Raw genomic sequence first — 26,687 nt, forward strand, 5'->3', positions numbered from 1 at the left:
TTTCCCTTTACGTTATTGCTCTTTATTTACATAAGCTTTTGAGAAACAAAAAGCTTGTACGCTATAGGGCAGAAGCCGCCTCTTTCTATAAAAAGCTGTCATATTTTATAGTAGAAGGGAGGATGAACATGGTTACTTTAAATGAACTAAAAAGCAAGCAGTACGATATGATATACAGCTTAGGCTATAACTGTTTTCCAGGGATATACATGAAAAAATATTCTTTGCGAAAACAAGCCGGCGTGATTGATTGGTGTATTAGTATTTCTCTTTCTCATGTTAACCAGCTGTTGAAAAATCGCTGTAAAGACTTATTTGTATATGAACACTTAACCTATATCAGTTCTTTCGGAGATGGTTCCACGCTTAGACTGCGTGATAAGGTGTATCAAATTGATTCTGCTCATGATTTTCCGTCGTCTATTAATACGGAGACTAACTGGCTTTCATATAATGAAGTCAAAGAAAAATATGAACGGAGAACGGAGCGATTTTTAACGTCAATGGAGACTAGTTCTTGTATATTGTTTATTCGCATGGGCGGAACGTATGAAGAAGCGAAAGAACTAGAGCATATTTTAAAGAGAATGGTCAAAAACGATTTCTATATACTGCTGCTGACAAACAGTGAAAAAGAACTTTTGTCCGAAGCTAACTGGGACTTGCCTTATACATGTGTTTTACATGCACCTATTTTTTCAATGGACGTGCTGCGCGATGATCAAGTATGGGAAGAGCTCTTAAGCGGGCTTGTTATAAAATAAAAGAAACTCTTTTTGCTTAATACGGGAATGAAAAAGCTCGTTTTTTTCATAGACTTTGTTATATCTGTGTATCAAAGGAGATGAAAAGATGGAGTCCAATGTGCGGAAGGCGATAAAAGAAATTGTATTGCTGCTGCTAGAACAAGACCAGCGCTGGAATGAGTATCTAGTACAGCTGGAGGATTTGAAAATACAAGTGGATTTGAATAGTTCCGCATATGAAGTTCTGAGAAAGATGACGGGTAATTACGAAGTGCTGCTTGAACATATGGATCTTATTCAGCAGTTTGAAAATCATTCTAAAAGTGAAACGGCGCTGAATGACTTAGTTACTATCGTTATGAAGCATTACTCATTAAAAAATTCATAAGCCTGCTTTGTGCAGGTTTATGGAGTTTAAGCTCTCAATGGAATTCGGTAGAGATAATCGTTTATAATAAGTACATAGGGTGATGAAAGGGTGATCGATATGGAAGAGAAACAAGAAATTGTACCCGTTCGGACAGAGGAAACAGCCAAATATTATTCGGAAGAAAAATTTTGGGACAAGCTTAAAAAGTTTGGTAAAAAAGCGGGAGCAAACGTTGTTTATGCCGTATTGCTTTTATACTACACGCTGCAAAAACCTGATATTCCCCCAAAAGCAAAAGCAATCATTATAGGAGCGTTAGGTTATTTTATTCTTCCTTTAGATTTAATTCCGGACTTTGCAGCAGGAGTTGGATTTACAGATGATTTAGGAGCTCTGGGGCTTGCATTGATTCAAGTTGCCATGTACATTGATGAAGGTGTTAAACTGAAAGCAAAAGAAAAAATTAAAACGTGGTTTTCAGAAGAACACAATTTTTCCATTATTGATGCTAAAATAAAGTAACGTTATGATCTACATGTAATTATTAAATAAAGTAAGCAAAAGAAGGTGATAGATGAATCATCTTCTTTTTAATCGATAATATATAGGTCTTTTTGACTAATTTAATCCGTTTTATGTAAAAAAAACAGGATTAAAATATTTTTTTCACTAAAAGTTTAAGCAATGTAATTGAATAATTCCCCTACAAATGTTAAGTTAAAACATGTTCATAAATTCGTCACAGAAAGCAATATACAAATAAGTAAGATTGTTTGTAAAAACTTTGTGAAATTATGGAACTTTTTAACTGAGAGTTTCAAACTCTTAGAGATTCTTCCTCATCAATCAGAAGTAGCTTTCTTTCGTCACAAGATTAAGCATCTTTCATTTGAAGGTGTTTTTTTTCAGCCTAAGTAAGCCAACAACATGATTGTATGACAAGTTTTTGCTAAGGTTGTAGAGTTACTGTATTGTATGACAAGTTTTGTGTGATTTGATTTAACTAAATGAACAGCTTCGAAGTAAATAAATGATTGCAGAAAAACAAAGTCCATGCGTTTTCATGAACCATTATACGTTACTTCATATTTGTAGAGATGTTTAGCAAAAAGGGAGATGAATGGCCTGACGTAAACAATATCCATAGACAAGCCTTAGAAGATAATTATCTTTCTAAGAAAGCAAATTTATATGATTGAGTCTAATCTAAACAATGGAGTGTTCAAAAATGGAAATTAGTCAAATCTTTATTATTTTAACCCCAATCTTTTTTGTTATTTTGTTAGGTTATTTAGCAGGGTATTTCAAAAAGTTTGATGCAACAACATCTAAAGGGTTAAACACGCTTGTAACAAAATTTGCGTTACCTGCACATCTATTCGTTGGTATTACAACAACATCAAAACAAACGCTTATTGAAAAATGGCCGTTTTTATTAGCATTAGTTCTTGGTATTATTGGATTTTATGTTCTTTTCTTACTTGTTGCAAAATATGTATTCAAATACTCACTAACAGGCGCGTCTATGTTCTCTTTAAACTCTACGCAGCCAACGTTTGCGTTCATGGGTATTCCCGTATTAGGTAGCTTGTTTGGCGCAGATGTAGTAGCAATTCCAATCGCCATTACGGGTATTGTAGTAAATGCGATGCTTGATCCTTTAGCAACTATTATTGGTACGGTCGGACAGCGCGAAAGAAGTGAAGGGGATTCAGAAGAAAGCTTATTTAAAGTAACGATTAAATCAATCTTACACGGTCTTTCTGAACCATTAGCTTGTGTTCCGTTAATCGCAGTAGTATTAGTATTATGTGGGTTCCAGTCTCCAGATTTACTTTCAAGCAGTTTAGATCAAATTGGTTCAATTACATCTGGTGCGGCACTATTCGCAGTTGGGGTAACAATTGGTATCCGTAAAATTCAATTTAGCCCAGCGGCATTTGGTATTGCGATTTTAAAAGTTGCTATTCAGCCGCTTGTAATGTTAGGAATTGCAACAGCAATGGGCCTATCATCAGCTGACATCGTAAAATTAGTATTATTAGTAGCGTTCCCAGGTTCAGCTGTAGCAGCGATGATTTCAGTTCGCTTTGACAGCTTAGCTGGTGAAACAGCTTCAGCATTCGTACTTAGTGCCATTATGTCACTTGTTACATTACCGCTGTTAATTTCTTGGTTAATGTAGTCACATATATCAATATAGAACATAAAAAAAGACTTTGCTATTTTAGCAAAGTCTTTTTTGTGCATCTATATTTAAAAAAGCTTTAAAAATTCTTGAGCGATTTTGGGAAGATAACTGTCGGTACGCCACGTAACTAAAGGCTCAATTACAAATGGATTATCTTCTATACTTAGAATTTTAATATGTTCTAGTGAAAAAGAGGAAAGCATTGAATAAGGAACAATGGCAGCACCAAGGCCACGACATACTAAATTAAGAAGCATCGCTGAATCATGGCATTCGCATAAAATGTTGGGTATTACAGCTATCTTTTCAAATTCCTTCACAATGCGATTATATATGCTTATTTCCCGATTTGAACGAAGAAGAATAAGAGGGAGAGAAGCAATTTCAGCGACTGAAATCTTTTCTGTTGCATAACCACTTTCTTTAGGAACAGCTACAACAAAAACATCTGGTGCAAGTGTTTTTGTTTTGACATGTTGATAAGGTAAGTTAGTAGTAGTGACTGCTACATCGATTTTTCCTTCCGTTAATAACTCGTTTAAGTGAGCTGGTTCGTTTTCATAGATGTTAAATGTGCTGTTTGGATACTGTTTTTGAATAAGAGTTAGCTTATCGAGAACCGTTGATGCACAGTAGATCGTACATCCGATTTCAAGCTTTTCATTTGTTACGTTTTTACATTCCTGTACTTCTAATACTGATTTTTCGACCCTTTGCACAATTTCTTTCGCTCGTTTTAAAAAAAGCTCTCCTTCTACCGTTAACAATAAGCGCTTGTTATTATTTCGTTCAAAAAGTAAAAGGCCCAGCTCATTTTCGAGCTGTTTTAGCTGCCTGCTTAAAGGAGGCTGAGCCATATGCAGGCGCTTTGCTGCTTTGGTCACATTTAATTCTTCAGCTATGACAATAAAATAATGCAGCTGTCTTAATTCCACTGTATTCAACTCCATACTTTAAAGGTATTATTATATATTTTATCAATATTTTAATTGTATGGAAAATGAGTGTAAAGTTAAATGTGTAACCAAAGCAGAGGGGAGAAAGAGAGATGAAAATAGCTGTAGGAATCACAGGAGCCACGGGAGCTATTCTAGGTATTCGAATTTTAGAGCTTTTGAAGAAGGCTTCTGTTGAAACGCATTTAGTCATGTCGACTTGGGCTCATGCCACAATTAAGTTAGAAACACCGTATAGCGTTCAGCAAGTAGAAGCGCTAGCAGATTATTGTTATTCATATCAAGACCAAGCAGCAAAAATTTCGAGCGGTTCTTTTCGTATAGACGGAATGATTGTTAGTCCTTGCAGCATGAAAACATTAGCATCTATTCGAATGGGACTAGCAGATAACTTAATAGCGAGAACGGCAGATGTGATGTTAAAAGAAAGAAAGCCACTTGTGCTACTTCCTCGAGAAACGCCTTTGAATACGATTCATTTAGAAAACATGCTGGATCTTTCAAAAATGGGCGCTATCCTTGTGCCTCCTATGCCGGCATTTTATAACAAGCCTGAAACGATTGATGATATTGTCACTCATATTGCTGTTCGAACGTTAGATCAATTAGGAATTGAGCTTCCTGAGGCAAAAAGATGGAATGGAATTAAACATTTATCACAAGGAGGAAAATAAACATGGCTTATAAAGACTTTAGAGATTTCCTTAATACGCTACATAAAGAAGGGCAGCTACTGACGATTACAGATGAAGTGCAGCCTGACCCAGATTTGGGTTCAGCAGGTCAAGCCATCAGTAATTTAGGAGACCAAACGCCGGGATTATTATTTACCAATATTTATGGGTACAACAATGCAAAGGTAGCCCTAAACGTAATGGGTTCCTGGTCAAATCACGCGTTAATGATGGGAATGCCTAAATCAACTCCTGTAAAAGAACAGTTCTTTGAGTTTGCTCGGAGATATGAAAAATTTCCTGTCAAAGTAAAAAGAGAAGAAACGGCGCCATTTCATGAGTGTGAGATTAAAGATGATATTAACTTATTCGACCTTTTGCCGTTGTTTCGCTTGAATCAAGGAGACGGAGGCTACTATCTAGATAAAGCGTGCGTTATTTCTCGTGATCAGAATGATAAGGAGAACTTTGGCAAGCAAAACGTAGGTATATATCGTATGCAGGTTAAAGGGAAAGACCGTCTAGGCATTCAGCCTGTGCCACAGCATGATATTGCTATTCACTTGAAACAAGCCGAAGAAAAAGGTGAAAACCTCTCTGTATCAATTGCTTTAGGATGTGAACCTGCGATTGTCACAGCAGCCGCTACGCCTCTTCATTACGATCAATCAGAGTATGAAATGGCAGGAGCTATTCAAGGTGAACCGTACAGAATTGTGAAATCTCAGCTTTCTGATTTAGATGTACCTTGGGGAGCAGAAGTGATTTTAGAGGGAGAAATTTTAGCCGGTGAACGTGAATATGAAGGTCCTTTTGGCGAATTTACAGGTCATTACTCCGGCGGCAGAAGCATGCCTGTTATCAAAATCAATCGTGTATACCATCGCAAAGATCCTATTTTTGAAAGTCTATATATCGGTATGCCTTGGACAGAAACAGATTATTTAATTGGAATCAATACAAGCGTTCCTTTATATCAGCAGCTAAAAGAAGCATATCCTGAAGAGATTGAAGCGGTGAACGCGATGTATACTCACGGTCTCGTTGCTATTATTTCAACGAAAAGCCGATACGGAGGATTTGCTAAGGCGGTTGGTATGAGGGCATTGACTACGCCGCATGGATTAGGATACTGCAAGCTAGTTATTTTAGTAGACGAAGATGTGGATCCGTTTAATTTACCGCAAGTCATGTGGGCGCTATCGACAAAAATGCACCCAAAACATGATGTTATAACAGTGCCTAATCTTTCAGTTCTGCCACTTGATCCAGGATCTGAGCCGGCTGGTATTACAGATAAAATGATTTTGGATGCTACAACACCGATTGCACCTGAAACAAGAGGCCACTATTCTCAGCCTTTAGATACACCACTTGAAACTGAAAAATGGGAAAAAATCTTAACGAATATGATGCAAAAATAAACAAGGAGGAATCGACATGTATACTTGTCCAAGATGTGAAACCAAACAAGCGAACTTAGTATCTAAATCACCAGTTGAAGGAGCCTGGGAAATTTATTTATGCAGCGTGTGTTTGTTTACCTGGCGTTCTTCTGAACCTGAGACGATCACCAATCCTGAAAAATACCCTCGACCATTTAAAGTCAATCCAAAAGACGTACCGCTGGCAACGCACGTGCCTCCTGTGCCACCCCGATCTTAATCAGCAAAGGTGGTAAGTAAAATGGATAAAGCAGAGCTGCCAAGAGCCGTGCGGGTATTTTTAAATGGAAAAGATCTAGAAAGGAAGCAGCATGATGCGATGTTGCTATCTACAGTGACATCCGAGGGTTTTCCTCATGTAGCAATGATTAGCGCAGGAGAGCTGGTGGCTATTAGCTCTTCACGCGTCAAGCTATTAGTATGGAAAGATACAACATCTTCAACAAACATGATACAGAATCATAAGGCAACCGTTACATTAGTTGTTGAAGGAAAAGCTTATTACATTAAATTTTCCCTAAAAAAAGAAGCTCCTGTGTCATCAGGCTATGAGCTATTTACGGGAGAAGTAGCCGCTGTTAAAGAAGATTACGCAAAATATGCAGTTTTAACATCAGGAATTCAATTTCAGCTTCATGATTCCAAAGAGGTACTGAGCCGCTGGAAACAATCAATTGAGGCTGTTCTTTCTACCGAAAAAACCGATTCTTAAAAATAAGAATCGGTTTTTTAGCTGTAGTGAAATTTTTTTAAATAGCATGCTAGCTGAACTTTTAATAGGTGTTCACTGTTTGTAAATGATATGTTCATTTTTTCTTCAATTTTTTTCAACCGCTGATAGAGTGTATTAACATGAATATGAAGCTGCTTAGCTGTAAGTGAAGCAGAGCGGTTATTATCGAAATACGCTTCTAGCGTTTGCTCTAAAGGTTCGTCGTTTAAATGATTGTTCTTAAGAGGGAGAAATACTTCATCAATAAAGGTTTTGACTTCTTCTTTTGATTGATTAATAAATAGCCGGTTAATTCCTATTTCCTCATACAACATGCATCCATCTTGCTGCTGAGACAGAAGGTAAGAGATAGCTTTTTCAGCTTCACTATAACTTTTTCCTATTTGAGTAAAATGAGAATACCGACTTCCAATCCCTGTTTTTACATGACATTCATTGTAGTAACGCCATTTTGAGAGTAAATCCTCTAATTGATTGATAATAGCATGATGTTTTTCATAAGGATCAAGCGTAAATACAATGGTTACTTTGGTGTCGAATCCGTATACGACCGGTGCTTTTGAGCTGAAAACCGATTTGATGTCAGATACAAGGCGATGAAGGTGTAAGTTTAAGAGCTGCAGGTCCGCTTGTGAACGAATGGTAATGAGAGCGACTAGAATATGCTTTTTTGTATCAATGTTTAGCTCAGCTGCTTTTTGATACAGCAAAGTGGTGTCATAACACGATAAGTATTCACTAAATAATTCATGTGTTCGCTTGTAAAATAAATCAACTAACGTTTGTTTTTTCAGCATTTCTAATGCAATAACAGAGCTGCTTTGTTCGAGTGCCACTTGATCTAGAGAGGAAAGATCTCCTTGATTTGCCTGCATAATAAGTAACCCTAAGAGCGTGTCAATGCCGTGTATGGGGTGAATATAAACACTGTGTGCCTCAATAGTATAAAAACAAGGCTTTGTATGTGAAAGAAAATGTGTGTGAAATTCAGCTATTTTTGTGTCTATATCAAAGAATTTCAAGAAGCCATAGGTCTTATTATCAACAAAATCTACAATGGTGACAGGGGATGTAACCATTCGGCGCAATTCGGTAAGTATTGGTTCAATTCCTTTACTTTGAAGTGAAACATTCATGAAGGTGCGATGAATTTGATCCCGGCGTATTAAAAGTTCATTTTGTTTTTTTACATCTTCAAAAAGCGCTGAGTTTAAGAGAGCAATCGATACTTGATCGGAAAAGCTTTCTAACAATTCTTTATCCTCTTCATTTAAAAGGGGGGTTGTACCATTTTGATAAATAATGAGTACGCATACCGTCTGTTCTTCCATACAAATGGGGACAGAAATAATAGATTGAATGTTTGTAAACGTATAGGACTGATTAAGATAATGAATATTATCGTCAGTCATAGTAGAAGAATCGCGTAATATATCTTTTAAGTTCGTATACATATAGCTTTTATTATGCTGAAATGTCTTTCCAATAATTCCTTCGCCAACTTTCATTTTCATGTTTTGAATTTCATTGTTTGGCCCCCCGGACCAGGCGCGAGGCAAAAGAAATTGAGTGGAAGAATCAAACATCCACAGCACGCCCATATCCGCAACAGAAATAACTGAAAGAGCATTTTCAAGAATTCTTGTTAATAGATAATCTGAGTCTTGTAAAAGTGAAATTTCCTTAATGCTTTTCATAAGCACGTTTAAAATGTGCTCATGCCGCTCCAGCTTTTTTTGCAGCACATAAGGAGAAAAGGTAGCCGATAGCTGTTTTATTTGTGGGGGTGTCCAGTCGTGCTTAGCAAATATGCGAACAACAAACGCATAGCGATTTGGAAAGGACAAGTAAATTTCCTCGAACTCTTCATATGCCATATGCTTTTGAAAGGAATCACTGCCGTTATGTAGGCTAGTGGGAGGAGGGTAAGTCAGGGATGAACATGAAGAACTGGAAAAAATCACGTTAAAATTTGCAGAATCAATACTTGTCCAAATTTGATAAGGACTATTTTTGATAATAGATGTAAGATAACCTTTCATATTAGCTAATAAATCACTCATGTTAACAACCCCTTATAGACTACTTAATGTAAAAAAATACATAGTTATAGTTCTTATTATATAGAAATACACATTGAAAAAATAGTCAGAATTTTTTAATATTTATATAACGAATTGATTTGTTACAAAACATTACATTAAATGAAATAAAAAGGAGATGAGTGCATTTATGCTAGCAAGGTCGAACTGGAAATACGTCATTTTATTTTTATTATTTTTAGGCTGGTCGCTTGGAAACTTAGATCGTTTTATTATTAACTACGCTATTTTAGATATTTCGAAAGATCTACATCTGAATGCTTCTTCTACAGGCATCATCTTAAGCAGCTTTTTTGCAGGATACGCACTGATGCAAATACCTGGAGGGTGGCTAGCAGACCGCTTTGGATTTAAAAAAGTCATTACAATCGCCGTGCTTTTATGGTCGTTGTTTACGGTTTTTACCGGCATGGCCTGGTCTTTTGCTTCTATTATTATCATTCGCTTTTTATTTGGTTTAGGGGAAGGGAGTTATTTTCCATCTGCATCAAAAGGAATCGCAGGGTGGTTTCCTCAGCAAGAACGCAGTAGAGCCATGTCCTTCTTGTTATCGTCAGGTACGATTATGGGCGTGGTTACACCAATTCTAGCGACGCAGCTGATGCAAACGATAAGCTGGAGAAGTATCTTTTATATCATAGGAGCCATCGGACTCGTTATTACAGTTCTGTTTGTTTTTTTACTGAAAGAAAAGCAGCAGAGAGAAAAAACAGAGACTTCTGCTATTCCTGCTAAGCAGATGACATTAAAAGAAATTATCAAAACTCCGATGATTTGGAATTTATTTATTGCATACTTCAGTATCTACGCCATTAACTGGGGGCTCATGTCGTGGATGCCTACATATTTAGCCGAAGTAAGGCATCTGAATTTAACGGACATCGGTTTTCTTTCCGCTATCCCAGCATTTGCAGGCATTATCGGAATGTTTGTTAGCGGCTTTGTTTTAGACAAGCTTCCGGACGGAAAAGACAAGACGATAGCGGCGGTGTTTGGTTTACTGATGGGTATTTTTCTTTGCTTCATGGCCATTTCACCTAGCGTAGGCATGTTTATCGTTTTTCAAAGTGCAGTCACCTTGCTGTTTTCGTTTAATGTGATTTTAATCGCTTCAGCTCCTTTAAAAATGTTGCCTGAATCAGTGGTCGGTTCAGCAAATGGTTTTATCAATACAGGAGCTCAAGCAGCCGGCGTATTAACACCGATGCTCATTGGCTTTTTAGTACAATCGTTTGGCGGGTCGTATAATGCAGCATTTGCTTTATTAATTATCTGCGCTCTTGTCTGTGCTATTTCGTTGTTTTCGATTCGACCTGCAAAAGTGGTAGTGGACGCACAAAATGCTGTTAAATAATGAAGAAAAAGGAGAGTGTCTCATGGATATTATTAAAGAAGTCGAACAACTTATTGAAAAAAAGCGAAACGAGCTAACTCAAATCAGTGATCAAATATGGGAATATGCAGAGACGAGGTTTGAAGAGTATAAGTCTGCACAGCTGATTTGCGACATGTTAGAAAAAGAAGAGTTTACGCTTCGTACACATATTGCTAACCTTGAAACAGGTTTTATTGGAAGTTACGGGAGCGGTTATCCGATCATCGCTATTCTCGGTGAATACGATGCGCTTACCGGGCTGAGTCAAAAAGATAAGTGTGCAGTAGCAGATCCGGTCAAAAAAAACGGAAATGGCCATGGGTGTGGACATAACCTACTTGGCGTAGGCTCACTAGCAGCTGCACTTGCTGTCAAAGAATATTTAAAAGAAAAAAATGTCCCGGGGACCGTTCGATACTATGGTTGTCCAGCTGAAGAAAGTGGTTACGGAAAGACGTATATGGTACGAGAAGGATTTTTTCAAGATGTAGACGTCGCGTTTTCATGGCATCCCGCTACCGTTAATGGTGTTATGCATACGTCATCGAATGCGGTTATGCAAGCAACTTTTAAATTTAAAGGAAGAAGCAGTCATGCAGCTGCTAGTCCTCACCTTGGTAGAAGCGCTTTAGACGCTGTAGAGTTGATGAATATTGGTGTGAATTATATGCGTGAACATATGATAGATGAAGCGCGCGTACACTATGCCATTACAAACAGCGGAGGCATTTCTCCTAATGTTGTTCAAGCAGAAGCGGAAGTGATGTACTTAATTCGTGCTCCGAAGCCATCTCAAGTAAAAGAACTTTATGAACGGGTTGTGAAAATTGCAAAGGGAGCGGCTTTAATGACTGAAACACAAATGGAACAGGAAATTCAAGGAGCCTGCGCTAATCTAATTCCAAATCAAACAATGGAGCAGCTCATGCATAAGCAAATGATGCAGATAAATTTGGCTGAAGTGAAACATGAAGAAATAGCTTTTGCCAAAGCTATTTACGAGTCTACATCCGCCGAAGATAAAGAAGCAGCAAAAAAACAAGTGGGTTCACTGCTAGACAGAGCTTTAGCGGATCATCCAGTCTTCAACCAAATTGCTCCTATGTCTAAAAATGTTTCCTTCATGACAGGATCAACGGATGTCGCAGACGTTAGCTGGAATGTTCCCACTGCACAGTGCGTGACCGCAACGTGGGCTTATGCTACGCCGTTTCATACATGGCAAGCTGTTGCTCAAGGGAAAACGGAGTATGCCCATGATGCGATGTTATTGGCTGGAAAAGCCATCGCGGCTACGGCGATTGAAATGATAGAAAATCAAGAGCTGATTAGTCAAGCCAAACAAGAGCTGGAGGATAGACTAGAAGGGGAAAGCTATGAATGTCTTGTGCCTTCACATATACATCCACCTAATTACTCAGAAAGTGAGCAGGAAGACTATAGCGTGGTATAAAAAACGAGATGGGAAAAAACGTATTTTCGTGTAAGGAAGATCCGAACGATAAATCGTTCGGATTTTTTTATTGTTAGGTTGAACACAGGTTTCATTTATCCCGTTTTTTCGTCTCTAGATTGTATTGATGTAGTTATGGCTCAATCTCTTTTTTGTTTTCATTAAAAATAAATGGTTAAAAATATATCTCTTTGCTGAACCTAACCCTATCTAATTGTTTTAGGAAAAGAGGTAAAGAAACATGAGAGCATATAAAGTAGAAAAAGATGGGTCAATTTCAACTTCACTAAAAGGAAAATCAGTTTTATCCACTTCTTATTTAAATAAAGGTTCTGCTTTTACTGAAGAAGAAAGAGAAAACCTTCATCTGCAGGGACTTCTTCCTCCAACGGTTTTAACGTTAGAAGAACAGGCAAAAAGAGCATATGAACAGTTCAAAAAAGCACCGAATGATCTTCAAAAAAATAATTCGTTGAATGACCTACATAATCGGAACGTTGTCTTATTTTATCGTTTATTAACCGATCATTTAAGTGAAATGCTTCCCATTATTTACACGCCTACTGTAGGTCAATCCATCCAAGAATACAGCCATGAATACCATCGACCTGATGGACTATATTTATCCGTAAATGAAGCGGATCGATTAAGTGATGCGATTGAAAACTTAGGACTCGACAGCGAAGATATTGATTTGCTCGTTGTAACGGATTCAGAAAGTATTCTCGGCATTGGGGACTGGGGTGTAGGAGGGATAAATATTGCAGTTGGAAAGTTAGCGGTCTATACGGCTGCAGCAGGAATTGACCCAAGCCGCGTACTGCCTGTTGTTCTTGACATGGGGACCAATAACAAAAAGCTTCTTGAAGATCCTTTGTATTTAGGAAATCGTCATGAACGAGTAAAAGGAGAAGACTATAATCGTTTTATTGCTCAATTTGTAAAAGAAATAACGACCAAGTTTCCTAAAGCGCTTCTTCATTGGGAGGATCTTGGGAATATTAATGCGCGTCACATTATGAAAGAATACGGCGATAAAATTTTAACGTTTAATGATGATATTCAAGGAACGGGAGTAATTACTCTTGCAGCCGTTTTAACAGCGGTGCGCATTACAGGAACGCCCCTAAAAGATCAAAGGGTTGTTGTATTTGGACCGGGATCTGCTGGAATTGGGAATGCTGATCGTATTCATAGTGCGATGATGCTTGAAGGGCTGTCTGAAGAAGAAGCATATGATCGTTTTTGGGCATATGATTACAGAGGTCTGTTAACCGAAGATATGGAAGATTTAGCTCCTTTTCAACAGCCGTATGTTCGCCAAAATGAAGAGATTAAAGAATGGGAAAAAGACGATGAAAATAAAATTTCACTGTTGGAGCTTGTCAAGCAAGTGAAGCCAACAATTTTAATTGGAACGTCAGGCGTCACGGATGCTTTTACTGAAGAAATCATTAAAGAAATGGCAAAACATGTAGAGCGCCCGGTGATTATGCCTCTTTCCAACCCTACTAAACTTGCTGAAGCTGTTCCGGAAAATATTATAAAATGGACGGAAGGAAAAGCCCTTATTGCAACGGGAAGTCCATTTGAACCCGTTGAATATAACGGGAACACTTATGAAATCGGACAGGCTAATAATGCGTTTGTGTTTCCGGGTCTTGGTTTAGGTGCAATTGTGGTTCGCGCTCAAAAGTTTACTGAATCTATGTTTGCAGAAGCAGCCAATGCAGTAGCGCGTATAGCAGAAACAGACACAAAAGGAGATACGCTTCTTCCCAACATTAAAGATCTTCAAAAAGTATCAAAGGCGGTTGCTGTAGCAGTTGCTGATGCTGCTGTAAAAGATAACGTAGCAACTGTTACCAAGCAAAATGTAAATGAACTTGTAGAAGCAGCGGTATGGCAGCCTGTTTATAAACCGGTTAAGGCAAAAGATGAATGAGGTGAATGATAAATGAGCATAGGTCAAATTTTCCTCATTCTCGCGCCTATCTTTTTTGTCATTTTGCTTGGTTATTTAGCAGGGCACTTTAAAAAATTTGATAAGCAAACGTCTAAGGGGCTCAACACATTAGTAACGAAGTTTGCGCTTCCTGCACACTTATTTGTAGGTGTAACGACAACGCCAAGAAAAACACTCATAGACGAATGGCCGTTTTTAGTAGCGCTGATTTTAGGAATCGTCGGGTTTTACCTCATTATCTTGCTTGTCGTGAAGTATGCAGGGAAGAATACGTTAACTGCCTCTTCTATGTTTGCCTTAAACTCAGCTCAGCCAACGTTTGCTTTTATGGGCATTCCAGTACTCGGAGGATTGTTTGGTGCAGGCGCAGTAGCGATTCCAATTGCTATAACAGGAATCGTGGTGAATGCGATTTTAGATCCGCTGGCAACGATTTTAGGAACCGTTGGACAACGGGGGCGAAAAGAAGGGGAAGAGAAAACAAGTTTATTTAAAGTAACGGTTCATTCCATTTTGCATGGTTTATCTGAGCCTTTGGCATGTGTACCGTTAATTGGAGTGATTTTAACCCTTTGCGGTTTTCAGTCACCTAAACTTTTACAGGATATGCTTGATCAAATCGGAAGTATTACATCGGGAGCAGCTTTGTTTGCGGTAGGAGTAACGATTGGAATTGGAAAAATTAACTTTAGTAAAGGGGCGCTTGGGATAGCCGTCTTAAAAGTAGCGGTTCAACCCATCGTTATGCTCGGAATTGCAGTATGGATAGGGTTGTCTTCAGATGAAGTGACAAAAGCTATTTTACTGGTAGCTTTTCCTGGGTCTGCTGTAGCAGCGATGATTGCTTTGCGGTTTGAAAGCTTGGAAAACGAAACGGCATCTGCTTTTGTTATTAGTGCCATTTTATCGTTGATTACGCTGCCGCTTCTTATTTCTTGGCTTATGTAAATAAAAAAACGAAAGAGGAGAATTCCTCTTTCGTTTTAAGACGGATTAATAAGCTAATGCAAATAATCCTTTGATATGAGATAAGTAACGAACGTTACTTGCTTCTTTCATAAGTGATGCTGGTAAACCTTTTAATTGCGTTTTGTTTCCGCCGATTGTACCAATTGCATCTTTGCGTCCAAGACTTCCTAGTGTACCAGAGAAGACAGGAACGAATGATTCCATTGCTCCGCCGCGAATAGCTACTGCTAAGTTCACGCCTACAACTTCACCCATTTGCCAAGCTAATTGAGCAGTAGGTGGGTAAGGGCGACCTTCTGGACCCATTACAACCGCTGAGTCACCAGCAAGGAATACATCTTTATGAGATGTAGATTGTAAGAATTCATTTACAAGTGCACGACCGCGGTTTACTTCGATACCTGAGTTAGCAACTACAGAGTTGCCTTGAACTCCGCCAGTCCATACCATTGTTTTTGTTTCAATTTTGCTGCCGTCTTTAAGTTCAACAGTTGTAGCATCCATTTTTGTTACAGGTGTACCAGTAACAAATGTAACGCCACGTTTTGTTAAGCTTGATTGAGCGCGCTCTACTAATTCAGCAGGGAAGCCTGGAAGAACTGTAGGAGCTGCTTCTACACAGTATAGAGAAATTTCTTTTGGATCAACACCGTGTTTTAGACATAGGCTTGGCATTAAGTCAGCGTATTCACCAACAAGTTCGATACCTGTTAATCCGCCGCCGCCAACTACGATTGTACCGTCAGCTTTATTTTTTGTTTTGCTGTATTCAGCGATACAAGCTTCTACGTGTGCACGTAAACGGTTTGCATCATTTACTGATTTAAGAACGAAGCTGTGCTCTTCTAAACCAGGGATACCGAAGTAAGCAGTTTCACTACCTAAAGCTGTAACAAGGTAGTCGTAGCTTAATTTTGTACCATCTTCAAGAGATACTTCACGTTGATCTGGTGAGATTTCTTTTACCGTTGCAATTTTTAAATCAACGTTGTAGTTTTTAAGTAATTTATCAAGTGGTAAAGCTACCGCTTGTTCAGAAACGCCGCCTACAGCTAGACGGTGTAATTCTGTAATGATTTGGTGAGTAGCAAAACGGTTCACTACTGTAATTTTTGCTTCATCCGCACTTAGGTGTTGGCGAGCTGTCATTGCAGTTAATAAACCACCGTAACCGCCGCCTAAAATTAAAATATGTTTTGACATAGTCGATCCTCCGTCCACACTTTTTAATGAAAATTATTTTTGTTTTTCGTTTGTAATGTCTAAATACGCTTGTGCAAAGCGGAATAGTTTTTGAGCTTGTGGATCTTTAAGCATGCGTAATAAACCGAATAAACCGATTGAATTAGAAGCATTTGCTTCTGCACGATCGTTTGCTTCGATTGCAGTAGCTGCAAGACCTTTTACTGTTCCTTCTACCGGCTCGATAAATTCTTTTACTCCACCAAGTAGATCTTCTTTTAATACGTCGTCAGTTAATAATGATTGCGCAACGTCGTAAGTTTTTGTAAGCACCGTTACCATTTCAGATAATTTTGGTAAATTATCTACAAGAACAGTAAGAGCTTCTTGTACTTCAGGCTTTAACAATTGATCTAACACATCCGCTTGACCTTTGTTAACTGCCGCTTCTGTTTGTACAGCAGCATTTTCCTCTGCAGCTGATTTTTGAATAGTTGATTGAGACATGAAAAGTCCTCCTTTGCTGGATACTGTTGCATATGTAGTTCCTAGTTATCTGCTAGACTTTCAAACTACATTGTGAAGTTGTGAAATCTTGCACATAATTCTATTTTAATTTTAATACGAGATAAAATCAACTCATTTCGTTGAAAAAATAAGTGAAGAACCTCGTAACCCTTTGTTTAATAAAAGTTTATAAAAAATAAAACGAATAATTGCCTAGGTAAATAAAATTAAAATAGGGAACTAACATGATTCCTCTTCCTACGATAAAACAAATAACGTCATATTTCAACACATACGAACTTAATATTCTATAAGTATTAAAAAGATAGGGCGCATTTACTATTTAAAGAGTTTTCAAAAAATTACATTGACTTACTATAGTGTTCTACATATAATCAAAATATAACATCTTATGTAAGGAGATATAACATGGTTATAGTGGATGAACTTTATCATAATGTGGTCATTACGTTGCCTCAATTAAAATTAATTGAATTTATAATGAAGTTAAAAGAAGCTAAAGCACAAGAAATAGAAGATATAAAAACGAAAATTAGTAAATACGAAGAGAAGAAACGTGCTGAAGAAGCTTGGTATCAATCACTATCACCGTTTCGTAAATTTTTTACCGGGCGTCCTTTAAGTCAGCATCAAGCGGTCGAGTATATGGTATACGTAAAGGAGCGCTTTAAAAAAATTGATCACCTTAAAGCACAAATGCGAGAACTTCATGAAGTTCTTGAATTAATAAAAGCGGAAAATGAAGAAACAAGTGAAATTACGCTTTCGCCTGCTATTGTACAAGAAATAAAACGATTAAAAAGCAGTGGAGGCGTTGGGATATGAGTGTTAATGAACTAAGTTTAGGTATAAATACAACGTGGGTTGTATTAACAGCCGCGATGATTTTGTTAATGGAAGGCGGCTTTGCCTTGCTAGAGGCAGGTTTTGTCCGCTATAAAAATAGCGTGAATATTATTATGAAAGTATTCGCTGATATTACAATAGGAACGCTTTGTTTCTATTTAATTGGTTTTGGATTAATGTACGGCGATGATTTAGGTGGAGTTGTCGGTAAAAGCGGTTTTGCGCTCTCGGGTAATTTATCGCACCTTGACATTCCAATTGGGCTTGAAACGTTTTGGCTGTTTCAATGTGCGTTTGTTATTGCGGTCATTTCTATCGTTTCTGGAGCGGTAGCAGAACGAATTAATTTCCGCGCATATCTTTTATATGCGATTTTGATGACTACATTTATTTATCCTATAGCCGGCCACTGGATTTGGGGAGGCGGATGGATTAGTAAGTTAGGGATGCTTGATTTTGCTGGTTCGGCAGTTATTCATGCTCTTGGCGGTTTTTCAGCTTTAGCAGCTGCAATAATGATTGGACCGAGAAAAGGGAAGTTCACGAAAAATGGAATCAGTTCTGTTTCTCTTCCAAGCAATTTGCCGCTTGCATCAGTGGGTGCTTTTTTATTATGGTTTGGATGGTTCGGGTTTAATGCAGGAAGTACGCTAAGTGCTACTGACGTTAGAATTGGTCACATTGCTATTGTCACAATGTTATCAGCAGCAGCAGGCGGAGCAGCTACTTTATTTTATACTTTATTTCGCTACAACCGTTCAGATGCACCTTCTGTGATAAATGGATCGCTTGCCGGACTGGTTGGCATTACGGCCGGGTGCGCTTTTGTTAACACATCATCTGCTATTTTTATTGGAGCTGTATCTGGTTTATTAATGATGGCAGCTACAAACTGGCTCGAAGCACGTCAAATCGACGATCCTGTAGGAGCTTTTCCTGTACACGCTGCTTCGGGAATATGGGGCACGTTGGCTGTAGGCTTGTTTTCTACAGACGGCGGTGTGTTTACAGGAGGGAGCTGGACATTATTTGGCGTTCAATTTCTTGGGTTAATCGCTCTATGCGCTTGGGGATTTGTTACGACGTGGATAGGGTTAAAGGTTATTTCCTTGGTGGTTCCGCTTCGATCTACGGAAGAAGAAGAAGAAGTGGGCTTAGATATCAGCTACCACGGTATCATGGCAGCTCATCAGGCTCCTGAATTTATTGAATATGAAAACTACTATGCGGAAGTAAAAGAAAAAGCCGCAGATTCGTAATAAAAGGCCGCGCTTTATAACAAAAGGGCGGCCTTTTTATGTGAAAAAAAATAGATTAAAATACTTGGTTTAAATGATTGAAAAGTCAGAATATTTGTGTTATATTATAAAAAAGCCAAGGAGTTGATTTCTTATGAAAAAGAATTTACTTAATTCACCGCAAAAATCCAACGGAAAGGTGCTTGATGCATTATTCGCTGAGATGATTCTAGACAAGGCGATTGCAGAATTTCGTAAAGCACAGCTAAAAGAAGAAATCGACCGCACGCTATTGATGAAAAATAAAGAAGAGTTTTTAAAACTCTCATCAGAACTTAAACAAATTTCTTAATTACTTACTATACTTCACACACCATCTATTTTAGATGGTGTGTTTTATTTTTGATACCTACTAAAAGGGATTAATTAGTAATAATTATGAATATATTCCTATTTAAAACTTTATTTACATTAATTGTATTGACTTCTTTTATGGATTTTTTTAACATAAACAAGAATTAAAGAGGAGGGGTTTGGTTGGGACATCTATTATTAGTAGATAGCTTGATTGCAGGTATTGTTTGTATTGTGTTAGGAATTTTATTTAGAGCTCATAAAACAAGCAAATTTTTGTATGGCATAGGGATTGGGTTTGGTCTTATTTTTGTGATCGGGACAGTCACTCATTCTCCATCTAATACAGAAACTTCATCAGTTACAGCTGAGAAAGTAGAAGCAAATCAAAAAGACAGTAAAGACACGTCAGAACTTAAAGCTCTCGTTACTAAGGGAATGACAGATAAGGAATTTCAAAAAGAAAAAGAGAAAGCCGCTTTTCAACAGTCAGACTTAATTGCGTTAGGTAACGGAGAAGTCGGATATGTGATTAAAGCTGAAGACGATTACGTTGTAGCTGATACGAATGGCAAAACGATTTCAAGCATTGAAACGTTTAAAACGGCTGATGAAGTAGAACAGTATGAATTAAACGAAGTTAAAAAAGTACATAAAGATGTAAGAACAGTTTATGCTCATTATAAGGCTTCAGATTTAGAAAGCTTAGAAGATTTTGATCAAAAAATTAATGAAGTGCTGAAGCGCGTTAATCTTACAAAAAAAGAGTTTAATGAACTAAAATTAAAGGATGTTAAAACATTAACTTCTCATGAAATAGAAGTAATGAAGGCTATACGTGATTCTGTTTCTCCCCTTACAAAAGATACGCTGCTGCAAAAAACGATTCCTGCTAAAGATATTGAAAAGTATGTAGATGGATCTTATACAGCAGTGGGGGGGTATGTAGCTAAAGCTGAAGATGTTCATGATATTACTTCTTACAAAGATTTTGTTGAAAGCTTACGTTTAGATTACATCGATGGTTCAGGCAAAAGGCCGTTTCCTGAAGAAGGATCGACGTATGGTGTAATCAAATTTAAATCGCAAGCGGTAAGCCACGTTGATATTCCCTACGGAACTGTGTTCGGAGGAAAAACAACAGACGGACCTCCATGTACGCTTAATGGGTTTACAGGATCTCGAAACGGGGAAACCGTTCCAGAGTTCAAATTCGATAACTATTATCCACCAGCAAACGGAGCGGAACTATACCAAGTGGTAAATGGGGAAGAAGTACTTGTGGCTACCTATGTGGCAGAAGAAAAACGATTTGTACCAGCGGTTGTTAACCCAATGTAAAGGACTGGTTTTTTGTGATTCGAAAAGGTTTGTATGCAGCATATAATGAACGAGATTACGAATGTTATGAAACGGAAAACGGGGGTGTAAAGCTAATTAGCTATGATAAAGGCGATGTAGCAAATGGATTCATTCCATACAATGATACGACTTTCACAAAAGAAGTTCCTCGTGATGCTGTTGAAGAAGTGTTTTTTGTAGCTCCGTATGCTACTTATCAAAATGAAACGTTTGGTGTGTCAGATGCTTCTAATCATCGAGTGCTTTTGACCACATCTGAAAAAGAAAAAGCGGATAAATATCATTTTCAACGTACGGATAAATATCTATACGAAAAACATGTGTTAAGAGAAGAAGTGAAGTTGATGGAGAAAAAAACTCCTTATTCATAATACGCCATAATAAAAAGAGGATGCGAGTGCATCCTCTTTTTATTTAATCAATTTTCTTGAAGTGTTTCTGTTCGTATTATCATTTGTACGAAGGAAGGTAATGCCAAGACCGATTAATCCTCCTACAATAGCAGGAACTACCCAGCCGAGACCCACTCCGTACATAGGTAGAATCGATGTAAACAGATCGTTTACTGCCGCAATTTTGAATCCAGCAGCATTTAAGCCATCAAATAAACTAACGATAAACGTGAACAGAAGGCTCATTTGGTAAACTTCAGAACGTCCTTTAAATAAAGGATGTAAGAATGTTAAAGCAATTAACACAATAGCTAACGGATAAATAGCTGTTAAGACGGGAACCGAAATAGCGATTAATTCCGTTAAACCAAAGTTCGCTACAACGGCGCTGAATGCTGATAAAATAACAGCAATCAACTTATAAGAAACACTTGGAAACAGCTTGTGGAAAAAAGATGAACAAGATGTTACAAGACCTACACTTGTTGTTAAACAAGCAACGGTAATCATCAGACCTAAAAGAATTCCTCCGTAAGAGCCAAAGTAGTAATTTGATACTTCAGCCAAAACCGTACCTCCGTTATCAAGACGTCCAAGCTCTGATACGCTTGAAGCACCCATATAGGACAATGCACTATAAATAAGAGCTAAAATAACGGCAGCGATAGCCGTAGCTTTTGCACAAATTGTGATAATTTGTCGGTTGGTTTTTGCTCCTTTTTCTTTAATTGCATTAATAATAATAATTCCAAAAACAAATGATGCTAGTGTATCCATTGTTAAGTAGCCTTCTTGGAAGCCTTTAAAAAATGAGTGTGTTGTGTAAGCTTCGCTTGGTGCTTCAAATTTTCCAATTGGGTTCACAACGGCTACAACTACCAATATTCCAATAAACGTTAATTTAATAGGTGTTAAAACTTTTCCTACTAAATCGACAATTTTCGCAGGATTTAGCGAAAAAAAGCAGGTAATAGTAAAGAAAATTACCGTGAAAATGATAAGGGGAAGGTGCCCTGAATTTTCTGATAAAAAAGGCTTAACGCCGATTTCGAATGAAACGCTTCCCGTTCTTGGCATCGCAAAAAGCGGTCCGATTGCCAAGTATAAAATCGTAGTAAAGATAATACCGAAAGCTGGGTGTACGCGACTAGCTAAAGACTGCAGATCCTCTTTTCCAGAAAAACCAAATGCGAGAACGCCTAGAAGAGGCAGACCTACACCCGTTACTAAAAATCCAGCGTTTGCTGACCAAATATTGCTTCCAGCAGACTGACCTAACATTGCAGGGAAGATTAAATTACCTGCGCCGAAGAATAGGGCAAAAAGCATAAAGCCAATAACCACTATAAATGAAAAAGGAACTTTGTTTGACACGTTAAAACCTCCAAAATTATAAATGCTTTTTATTATCGTGTTGAATAATTAAAATTTTCAGAATTTTATATTCGAATAATAAAAATAAACATGTATCGTATTATACTAACCTAAAATGCATATTTCAATATAAAATTTTATTTTTTTAATTTATTCGCTGAAATAGCAAAAATAGAAAAATTCTTAGCAAAAAAATCTCAATATACAACAATTATTTGATATGATAAAACAGAACCGTGGCTTTTAAAAATTCGCATGTGCGGCCTTACATCCTTTTAGTAAAGAACTGTTTACATAAGGTGCTGTAAGGATGTATATTTATACACGGTTCACGGAACCGCATATGCTCGATGGATGAAAGTCAACTGTGCGAAAGGAGCAAGAAAGTGAAAAGGTTAGGTCTAGCAACTCAGATTCTAATTGGACTGATTTTAGGCGTAGCTGTAGGTGCTATCTTTTACGGAAGCGATACAGCCATTTCTATTTTACAGCCGATTGGAGACATATTTATTCATTTAATTAAGATGATTGTCGTACCGATTGTGATTTCAGCATTAATCGTAGCGGTCGCAGGAGTAGGCGATATCAAAAAATTAGGTAAGCTTGGCGGAAAAACAATTCTTTATTTTGAAATTGTTACAACCATTGCTATTGTAGTGGGGATTATTGCCGCGAACTTATTTCACCCTGGTGCAGGGGTTGATATGGGACATATTGAAAAAAGCGATATTTCTCAATATGAGGCAACGGCAAAAACGTCTGAAAGTACAGGGATTGCTCAAGAGCTTCTTCATATTGTTCCGACAAACGTCTTTCAATCGGTAGCAGAAGGCGATCTTTTACCAATCATTTTATTTTCCGTACTGTTTGGTGTAGGCGTAGCTTCGATTGGAGAGAGAGGAAAACCTGTTTTAGCCTTTTTTGAAGGCGTCTTGGATGCAATGTTTTGGGTAACTAATTTGGTGATGAAGTTTGCTCCAGTAGGTGTATTTGCACTTATTGGTGTTAATATTATAAAGTTTGGTGTCGGATCACTTATTCCATTAGGAAAATTAGTGTTCGCCGTTTACTTCACCATGATTTTCTTTGTGCTTGTGGTTCTTGGAATTATTGCTAAAATGGCTGGAACAAGCATGTTTACGCTGATAAAAGTGTTAAAAGACGAGCTGCTTCTTGCTTTTACAACGGCAAGTTCAGAAGCCGTTTTACCGTCTCTTATCAAAAAGATGGAAGACTTCGGCTGTTCTAAATCGGTTACATCGTTTGTTATTCCAACGGGCTACACGTTTAATTTAGATGGTTCAACCATTTATCAGGCGCTGGCATCGCTGTTTATTGCTCAAATGTACGGCATCGACCTTTCCATTATGGATCAAATTCAGCTCCTTCTTGTGCTAATGTTAACCTCAAAAGGAATGGCTGGTGTACCAGGGGCATCGTTTGTAGTTGTACTTGCTACACTTGAATCTATGGGCTTCCCTCTTGAAGGCATGGCATTTATTGCAGGAATTGACCGCATTCTTGATATGATGCGTACCACAGTTAACGTAGTAGGAAATGCTTTAGCTGCTATTGTAATGTCCAAGTCTGAAGGCGAGTTTGATAAGCAAAAATCATTAAATTACACAAATGAATTAAAGAAATCAAACATAGCTTAAAACAAAAAAGCCGGGCATCTGCCCGGCTTTTTTGTTTGGAGCTGCCTGTTATCTTTTTTGAAACATATGGTAAAATAAAAGAAATGAGAGACAAAGGAAGTGTCATAATGACGGAAACTGTTCAGTTAATTAAAAAGCTTGTTTCGATTCCCAGTCCTTCTGGAAATACAGAAAAGGTAATTTCATTTGTCGAAGACTATGTAAAAGAGCTAAATATTCAAACGTATCGCAATCGAAAAGGGGGCTTAGTCGCTACTATTCCCGGTAAAGATACAGATCACCACCGCATGCTGACGGCTCATGTCGATACATTAGGTGCTATGGTAAAAGAAATCAAACCGAGTGGACGTCTGAAAATCGACCTGATTGGAGGGTTTCGCTACAATTCTATTGAAGGAGAATATTGTGAAATTGAAACTTCATCAGGAGAAGTATTTAAAGGAACCATCCTTATGCATCAAACATCTGTTCATGTGTATAAAGATGCAGGGAAAGCTGAGCGGAATCAAGAAAATATAGAAATTCGATTGGATGAAAAAGTACATAGCGCAGAAGATGTTCGCAGTCTTGGAATTGAAGTCGGCGACTTTGTTTCGTTTGATCCTCGTGTAGAAATAACAAAAAGCGGTTTTATTAAATCTCGTCATCTCGATGATAAAGCAAGCGTAGCTTTATTGCTTCAGCTCATGAAAATAATTCAAGAAGAACAGATCGAACTGCCATACACTACGCATTTTCTCATTTCAAATAATGAAGAAATTGGATACGGAGGAAATTCGAACATTACGCCTCAAACAGTAGAATACTTAGCGGTTGATATGGGTGCTATGGGAGATGGACAATCTACTGATGAATACACCGTGTCTATTTGTGTAAAAGATTCAAGCGGCCCATATCATTACGGTTTGAGAAAGCATTTAGTGGAGCTAGCTAAGCAGCATGATATTCAGTACAAATTAGATATTTATCCGTTTTACGGATCAGATGCTTCTGCTGCTATTCGTGCCGGACACGATATCGTACACGGCTTGATTGGTCCAGGAATTGATTCTTCTCATGCGTTTGAGAGAACGCATCAAGATTCATTGAATCATACGTATAAGCTTCTCTATTACTATGTTCAGTCGAACATGATTCTGCTTTAAGAAAGGGATATTTAATTAGTGTATTTTTATGCAAAGGAAAGAACAGAACGGGATTGTGATGTCTGTTCTTTCCTTTCTTAAAAAAGAAGCCGGCTGTCTGGCTTCTTTTTTTTTATAAATACTATATATTTTTTTACTGGTGAATCAACAGTTGGTTAAAAAAGCACCTTTTTAAAAAGGTACAATACTGCTTAAACCTTTTGTACATTTTGTTCATTTACAGAAGTTAAAATGTTTTTAAATTTTTAAAAGTTTCTTGTGACAAGTTTTGTAGAATGGGTTTTCAAAAGGAAATGGTTTCGTCATAATGTGGATATAGCGATCACTACAATAATCGGAGGCGAATCTTTTCATGTGGGTACTGACGGTATATGCTGGAAAAGAAATGAAAATGTTTGAATTTGAAACTGAAAAGCAGGCGAGAGAAGCTTTTGCCAAAACAAATGGCTGTAAAGTTCTTTCAGAAGTCGTGTATTATAATGATCCTCATTTAACATTGGTAGCTATATAAGTAGAAAAACAAGAGCTGATTTTTTGCTCTTGTTTTTTTATGGCTCTTTATATCCTATAAAAAGAATAGAGTTGAAATAAAAAAAAATGTACGCTATGATATGGTAGTTACTTCTATTATTCTGATAGTTTAAAAGGTTCATATATATCAAACAGCAACAGTAAAGATGCCAAGAAGGCTTAATAGGGAAACTGGTGAAAGACCAGTACTGCCCCCGCAACTGTAAGTGTGGACGAACGAGTATAACCACTGTGGAAAAATCACGGGAAGGTTCTCAAGTAGAATGATACACAAGTCAGGAGACCTGTCTTTATTGTGAAGTTTCTATTTCTCCGGGGAGCGGGAAGGGAAACGTTGGCTTAAAGTGGCATTCGTGTACACTCTTATTCTGACGTTTTACCCGCTCGCATATTAGCGAAGCGGGTTTTTCTCGTATCGCAAAACTACATATCGTGCAAAAAAGGTGCGCAATGTCCACATTGCGTTAAATGGGAAGTCTGGTGTGAAGCCAGCGCGGTACCCGCCACTGTGAAGATGAGCTGATTGCATATGCCACTGTATTCGGGAAGGCGCAATCAAGTGATGAATCGAAGTCAGGAAACCAGCCTTTTTCTAATGCGAAGCTTACCCTACGGGATATAGGTGGAAGTGCAAAAACTTAGTTTGAATTTTTCTGCGCCTCTATCATTGATAGAGGCGCTTTTTTTAGTAAAGGAGCGAATGAGTGTGACGACGTGGAACTTAAATGGAACAAAACATCACGTATTGATTTGTAATGGAAGCAGCTGTATGAGAAAAGGTGGAGAAGAAGCCACGCAAGCTATTCGAAATAAAGTGACAGAACTGGATTTGGATGAAACGGTTCATACAACGCGTACACGTTGTAACGGACGATGCAAAGATGCTCCTGTAGCTATCGTCTATCCTTCAGGAGATTGGTACAAGCAGGTCACTGAAACCGTGGCTCATCGGATTGTCGAAGAACATTTAGCAGGAGGCTGCAGTATAAAGGAATCGCTTATTTATGAATATGATCAAAATGGTTTCGTTTCTCCGGAAAACAGTGACTCCATAGAAGGAATTGACAAAGTAAAAAGTAACGCATAAAGGAGGAGCT

At 37.9% G+C, this 26,687-nt stretch carries 26 protein-coding genes and 2 riboswitches; of the genes, 21 read left to right on the top strand and 5 right to left on the bottom strand.

Features of this window, described 5'->3' with window-relative positions; all coding sequences use genetic code 11:
- Positions 1-128 precede the first annotated feature (128 nt).
- The 4 genes from ACFX40_RS12980 to ACFX40_RS12995 all read left to right on the top strand — a co-directional run bounded on the left by ACFX40_RS12980 (position 129) and on the right by ACFX40_RS12995 (position 3,301).
- Complete coding sequence (locus ACFX40_RS12980) at positions 129-764, top strand: DUF1796 family putative cysteine peptidase (protein ID WP_098659335.1); 636 nt, start codon at positions 129-131, stop codon at positions 762-764.
- Between the two features lie 88 nt (positions 765-852).
- On the top strand, positions 853-1,134 hold the full coding sequence (locus ACFX40_RS12985) for a hypothetical protein (RefSeq protein ID WP_033579186.1): 282 nt from the start codon (positions 853-855) through the stop codon (positions 1,132-1,134).
- A gap of 99 nt (positions 1,135-1,233) precedes the next feature.
- The gene (locus tag ACFX40_RS12990) at positions 1,234-1,638 is read left to right on the top strand and encodes a YkvA family protein (protein ID WP_377255172.1); all 405 of its coding nucleotides are present in this window, start codon (positions 1,234-1,236) and stop codon (positions 1,636-1,638) included.
- A gap of 706 nt (positions 1,639-2,344) precedes the next feature.
- The gene (locus tag ACFX40_RS12995; protein ID WP_028408284.1) at positions 2,345-3,301 is read left to right on the top strand and encodes an AEC family transporter; all 957 of its coding nucleotides are present in this window, start codon (positions 2,345-2,347) and stop codon (positions 3,299-3,301) included.
- A gap of 71 nt (positions 3,302-3,372) precedes the next feature.
- Here ACFX40_RS12995 and ACFX40_RS13000 read toward each other — a convergent pair whose 3' ends face one another.
- On the bottom strand, positions 3,373-4,242 hold the full coding sequence (locus tag ACFX40_RS13000; protein WP_377255175.1) for a LysR family transcriptional regulator: 870 nt from the start codon (positions 4,240-4,242) through the stop codon (positions 3,373-3,375).
- Between the two features lie 113 nt (positions 4,243-4,355).
- On the opposite strand from ACFX40_RS13000, the gene ACFX40_RS13005 reads away from it, so the two are divergent.
- From ACFX40_RS13005 to ACFX40_RS13020, 4 genes are read left to right on the top strand one after another with little or no spacing between them, the layout of a single operon-like run.
- A complete protein-coding gene (locus ACFX40_RS13005) occupies positions 4,356-4,937 on the top strand; it encodes a non-oxidative hydroxyarylic acid decarboxylases subunit B (RefSeq protein ID WP_060746935.1) in 582 nt (193 codons plus the stop codon).
- A gap of 2 nt (positions 4,938-4,939) precedes the next feature.
- The gene (locus tag ACFX40_RS13010; protein WP_334035380.1) at positions 4,940-6,361 is read left to right on the top strand and encodes a non-oxidative hydroxyarylic acid decarboxylases subunit C; all 1,422 of its coding nucleotides are present in this window, start codon (positions 4,940-4,942) and stop codon (positions 6,359-6,361) included.
- Between the two features lie 16 nt (positions 6,362-6,377).
- The gene (locus tag ACFX40_RS13015) at positions 6,378-6,602 is read left to right on the top strand and encodes a non-oxidative hydroxyarylic acid decarboxylases subunit D (protein WP_028408288.1); all 225 of its coding nucleotides are present in this window, start codon (positions 6,378-6,380) and stop codon (positions 6,600-6,602) included.
- Positions 6,603-6,623: 21 nt separating this feature from the next.
- A complete protein-coding gene (locus ACFX40_RS13020) occupies positions 6,624-7,094 on the top strand; it encodes a hypothetical protein (RefSeq protein ID WP_336063910.1) in 471 nt (156 codons plus the stop codon).
- Positions 7,095-7,111: 17 nt separating this feature from the next.
- Here ACFX40_RS13020 and ACFX40_RS13025 read toward each other — a convergent pair whose 3' ends face one another.
- Entirely contained in the window at positions 7,112-9,178 is a 2,067-nt protein-coding gene (locus tag ACFX40_RS13025; RefSeq protein ID WP_377255178.1) for a helix-turn-helix domain-containing protein, read from the bottom strand.
- 169 nt (positions 9,179-9,347) lie between these two features.
- On the opposite strand from ACFX40_RS13025, the gene ACFX40_RS13030 reads away from it, so the two are divergent.
- The 4 genes from ACFX40_RS13030 (at position 9,348) to ACFX40_RS13045 (ending at position 14,959) form a co-directional block, all read left to right on the top strand.
- On the top strand, positions 9,348-10,571 hold the full coding sequence (locus ACFX40_RS13030) for an MFS transporter (RefSeq protein ID WP_330533757.1): 1,224 nt from the start codon (positions 9,348-9,350) through the stop codon (positions 10,569-10,571).
- A 22-nt stretch (positions 10,572-10,593) separates the two neighbouring features.
- A complete protein-coding gene (locus tag ACFX40_RS13035) occupies positions 10,594-12,045 on the top strand; it encodes a M20 family metallopeptidase (RefSeq protein ID WP_098331794.1) in 1,452 nt (483 codons plus the stop codon).
- Between the two features lie 241 nt (positions 12,046-12,286).
- Positions 12,287-13,990, top strand: coding sequence for an NAD-dependent malic enzyme (locus ACFX40_RS13040; protein WP_028408293.1), 1,704 nt, complete (start codon positions 12,287-12,289; stop codon positions 13,988-13,990).
- 12 nt (positions 13,991-14,002) lie between these two features.
- The gene (locus ACFX40_RS13045; protein ID WP_028408294.1) at positions 14,003-14,959 is read left to right on the top strand and encodes an AEC family transporter; all 957 of its coding nucleotides are present in this window, start codon (positions 14,003-14,005) and stop codon (positions 14,957-14,959) included.
- Between the two features lie 45 nt (positions 14,960-15,004).
- On the opposite strand, the gene ACFX40_RS13050 is transcribed toward ACFX40_RS13045, so the two are convergent.
- On the bottom strand, positions 15,005-16,183 hold the full coding sequence (locus ACFX40_RS13050) for an NAD(P)/FAD-dependent oxidoreductase (RefSeq protein WP_013057328.1): 1,179 nt from the start codon (positions 16,181-16,183) through the stop codon (positions 15,005-15,007).
- 33 nt (positions 16,184-16,216) lie between these two features.
- Positions 16,217-16,669 (bottom strand): DUF1641 domain-containing protein, encoded by a 453-nt coding sequence (locus ACFX40_RS13055; RefSeq protein ID WP_013057327.1) that lies wholly within the window; start codon positions 16,667-16,669, stop codon positions 16,217-16,219.
- 429 nt (positions 16,670-17,098) lie between these two features.
- On the opposite strand from ACFX40_RS13055, the gene ACFX40_RS13060 reads away from it, so the two are divergent.
- The 5 genes from ACFX40_RS13060 (at position 17,099) to ACFX40_RS13080 (ending at position 20,861) form a co-directional block, all read left to right on the top strand.
- Positions 17,099-17,515 (top strand): hypothetical protein, encoded by a 417-nt coding sequence (locus ACFX40_RS13060; RefSeq protein ID WP_013057326.1) that lies wholly within the window; start codon positions 17,099-17,101, stop codon positions 17,513-17,515.
- Positions 17,512-18,795 (top strand): ammonium transporter, encoded by a 1,284-nt coding sequence (locus tag ACFX40_RS13065; protein ID WP_028408295.1) that lies wholly within the window; start codon positions 17,512-17,514, stop codon positions 18,793-18,795. The genes ACFX40_RS13060 and ACFX40_RS13065 overlap by 4 nt, the downstream gene beginning before the upstream one ends.
- A gap of 133 nt (positions 18,796-18,928) precedes the next feature.
- Complete coding sequence (locus ACFX40_RS13070; protein WP_013057324.1) at positions 18,929-19,126, top strand: IDEAL domain-containing protein; 198 nt, start codon at positions 18,929-18,931, stop codon at positions 19,124-19,126.
- Positions 19,127-19,311: 185 nt separating this feature from the next.
- Positions 19,312-20,469: a hypothetical protein gene (locus tag ACFX40_RS13075; RefSeq protein WP_377255182.1), complete on the top strand. Its 1,158-nt coding sequence runs from the start codon at positions 19,312-19,314 to the stop codon at positions 20,467-20,469.
- Between the two features lie 14 nt (positions 20,470-20,483).
- Positions 20,484-20,861 carry a hypothetical protein gene (locus ACFX40_RS13080; RefSeq protein WP_028408297.1) on the top strand — a complete coding sequence of 126 codons (378 nt, stop codon included), beginning with the start codon at positions 20,484-20,486 and terminating at the stop codon, positions 20,859-20,861.
- A 39-nt stretch (positions 20,862-20,900) separates the two neighbouring features.
- On the opposite strand, the gene brnQ is transcribed toward ACFX40_RS13080, so the two are convergent.
- Complete coding sequence (brnQ, locus tag ACFX40_RS13085; RefSeq protein ID WP_028408298.1) at positions 20,901-22,256, bottom strand: branched-chain amino acid transport system II carrier protein; 1,356 nt, start codon at positions 22,254-22,256, stop codon at positions 20,901-20,903.
- Between the two features lie 386 nt (positions 22,257-22,642).
- On the opposite strand from brnQ, the gene ACFX40_RS13090 reads away from it, so the two are divergent.
- The 4 genes from ACFX40_RS13090 to ACFX40_RS13105 all read left to right on the top strand — a co-directional run bounded on the left by ACFX40_RS13090 (position 22,643) and on the right by ACFX40_RS13105 (position 26,677).
- Positions 22,643-23,914, top strand: a complete 1,272-nt coding sequence (locus tag ACFX40_RS13090; protein ID WP_028408299.1) for a cation:dicarboxylate symporter family transporter — start codon at positions 22,643-22,645, stop codon at positions 23,912-23,914.
- Between the two features lie 107 nt (positions 23,915-24,021).
- Complete coding sequence (locus tag ACFX40_RS13095) at positions 24,022-25,059, top strand: M42 family metallopeptidase (protein ID WP_028408300.1); 1,038 nt, start codon at positions 24,022-24,024, stop codon at positions 25,057-25,059.
- A gap of 352 nt (positions 25,060-25,411) precedes the next feature.
- A complete protein-coding gene (locus tag ACFX40_RS13100) occupies positions 25,412-25,570 on the top strand; it encodes a hypothetical protein (protein ID WP_013057318.1) in 159 nt (52 codons plus the stop codon).
- Between the two features lie 147 nt (positions 25,571-25,717).
- Positions 25,718-25,896: riboswitch (cobalamin riboswitch) on the top strand.
- 118 nt (positions 25,897-26,014) lie between these two features.
- Positions 26,015-26,194, top strand: a riboswitch (cobalamin riboswitch).
- A 102-nt stretch (positions 26,195-26,296) separates the two neighbouring features.
- Positions 26,297-26,677 carry a (2Fe-2S) ferredoxin domain-containing protein gene (locus ACFX40_RS13105; RefSeq protein ID WP_016764370.1) on the top strand — a complete coding sequence of 127 codons (381 nt, stop codon included), beginning with the start codon at positions 26,297-26,299 and terminating at the stop codon, positions 26,675-26,677.
- Positions 26,678-26,687: the final 10 nt, after the last annotated feature.

Origin of the sequence: Priestia sp. YIM B13552 (assembly GCF_042787775.1) — a bacterium.
Taxonomy (GTDB): domain Bacteria; phylum Bacillota; class Bacilli; order Bacillales; family Bacillaceae_H; genus Priestia; species Priestia megaterium_E.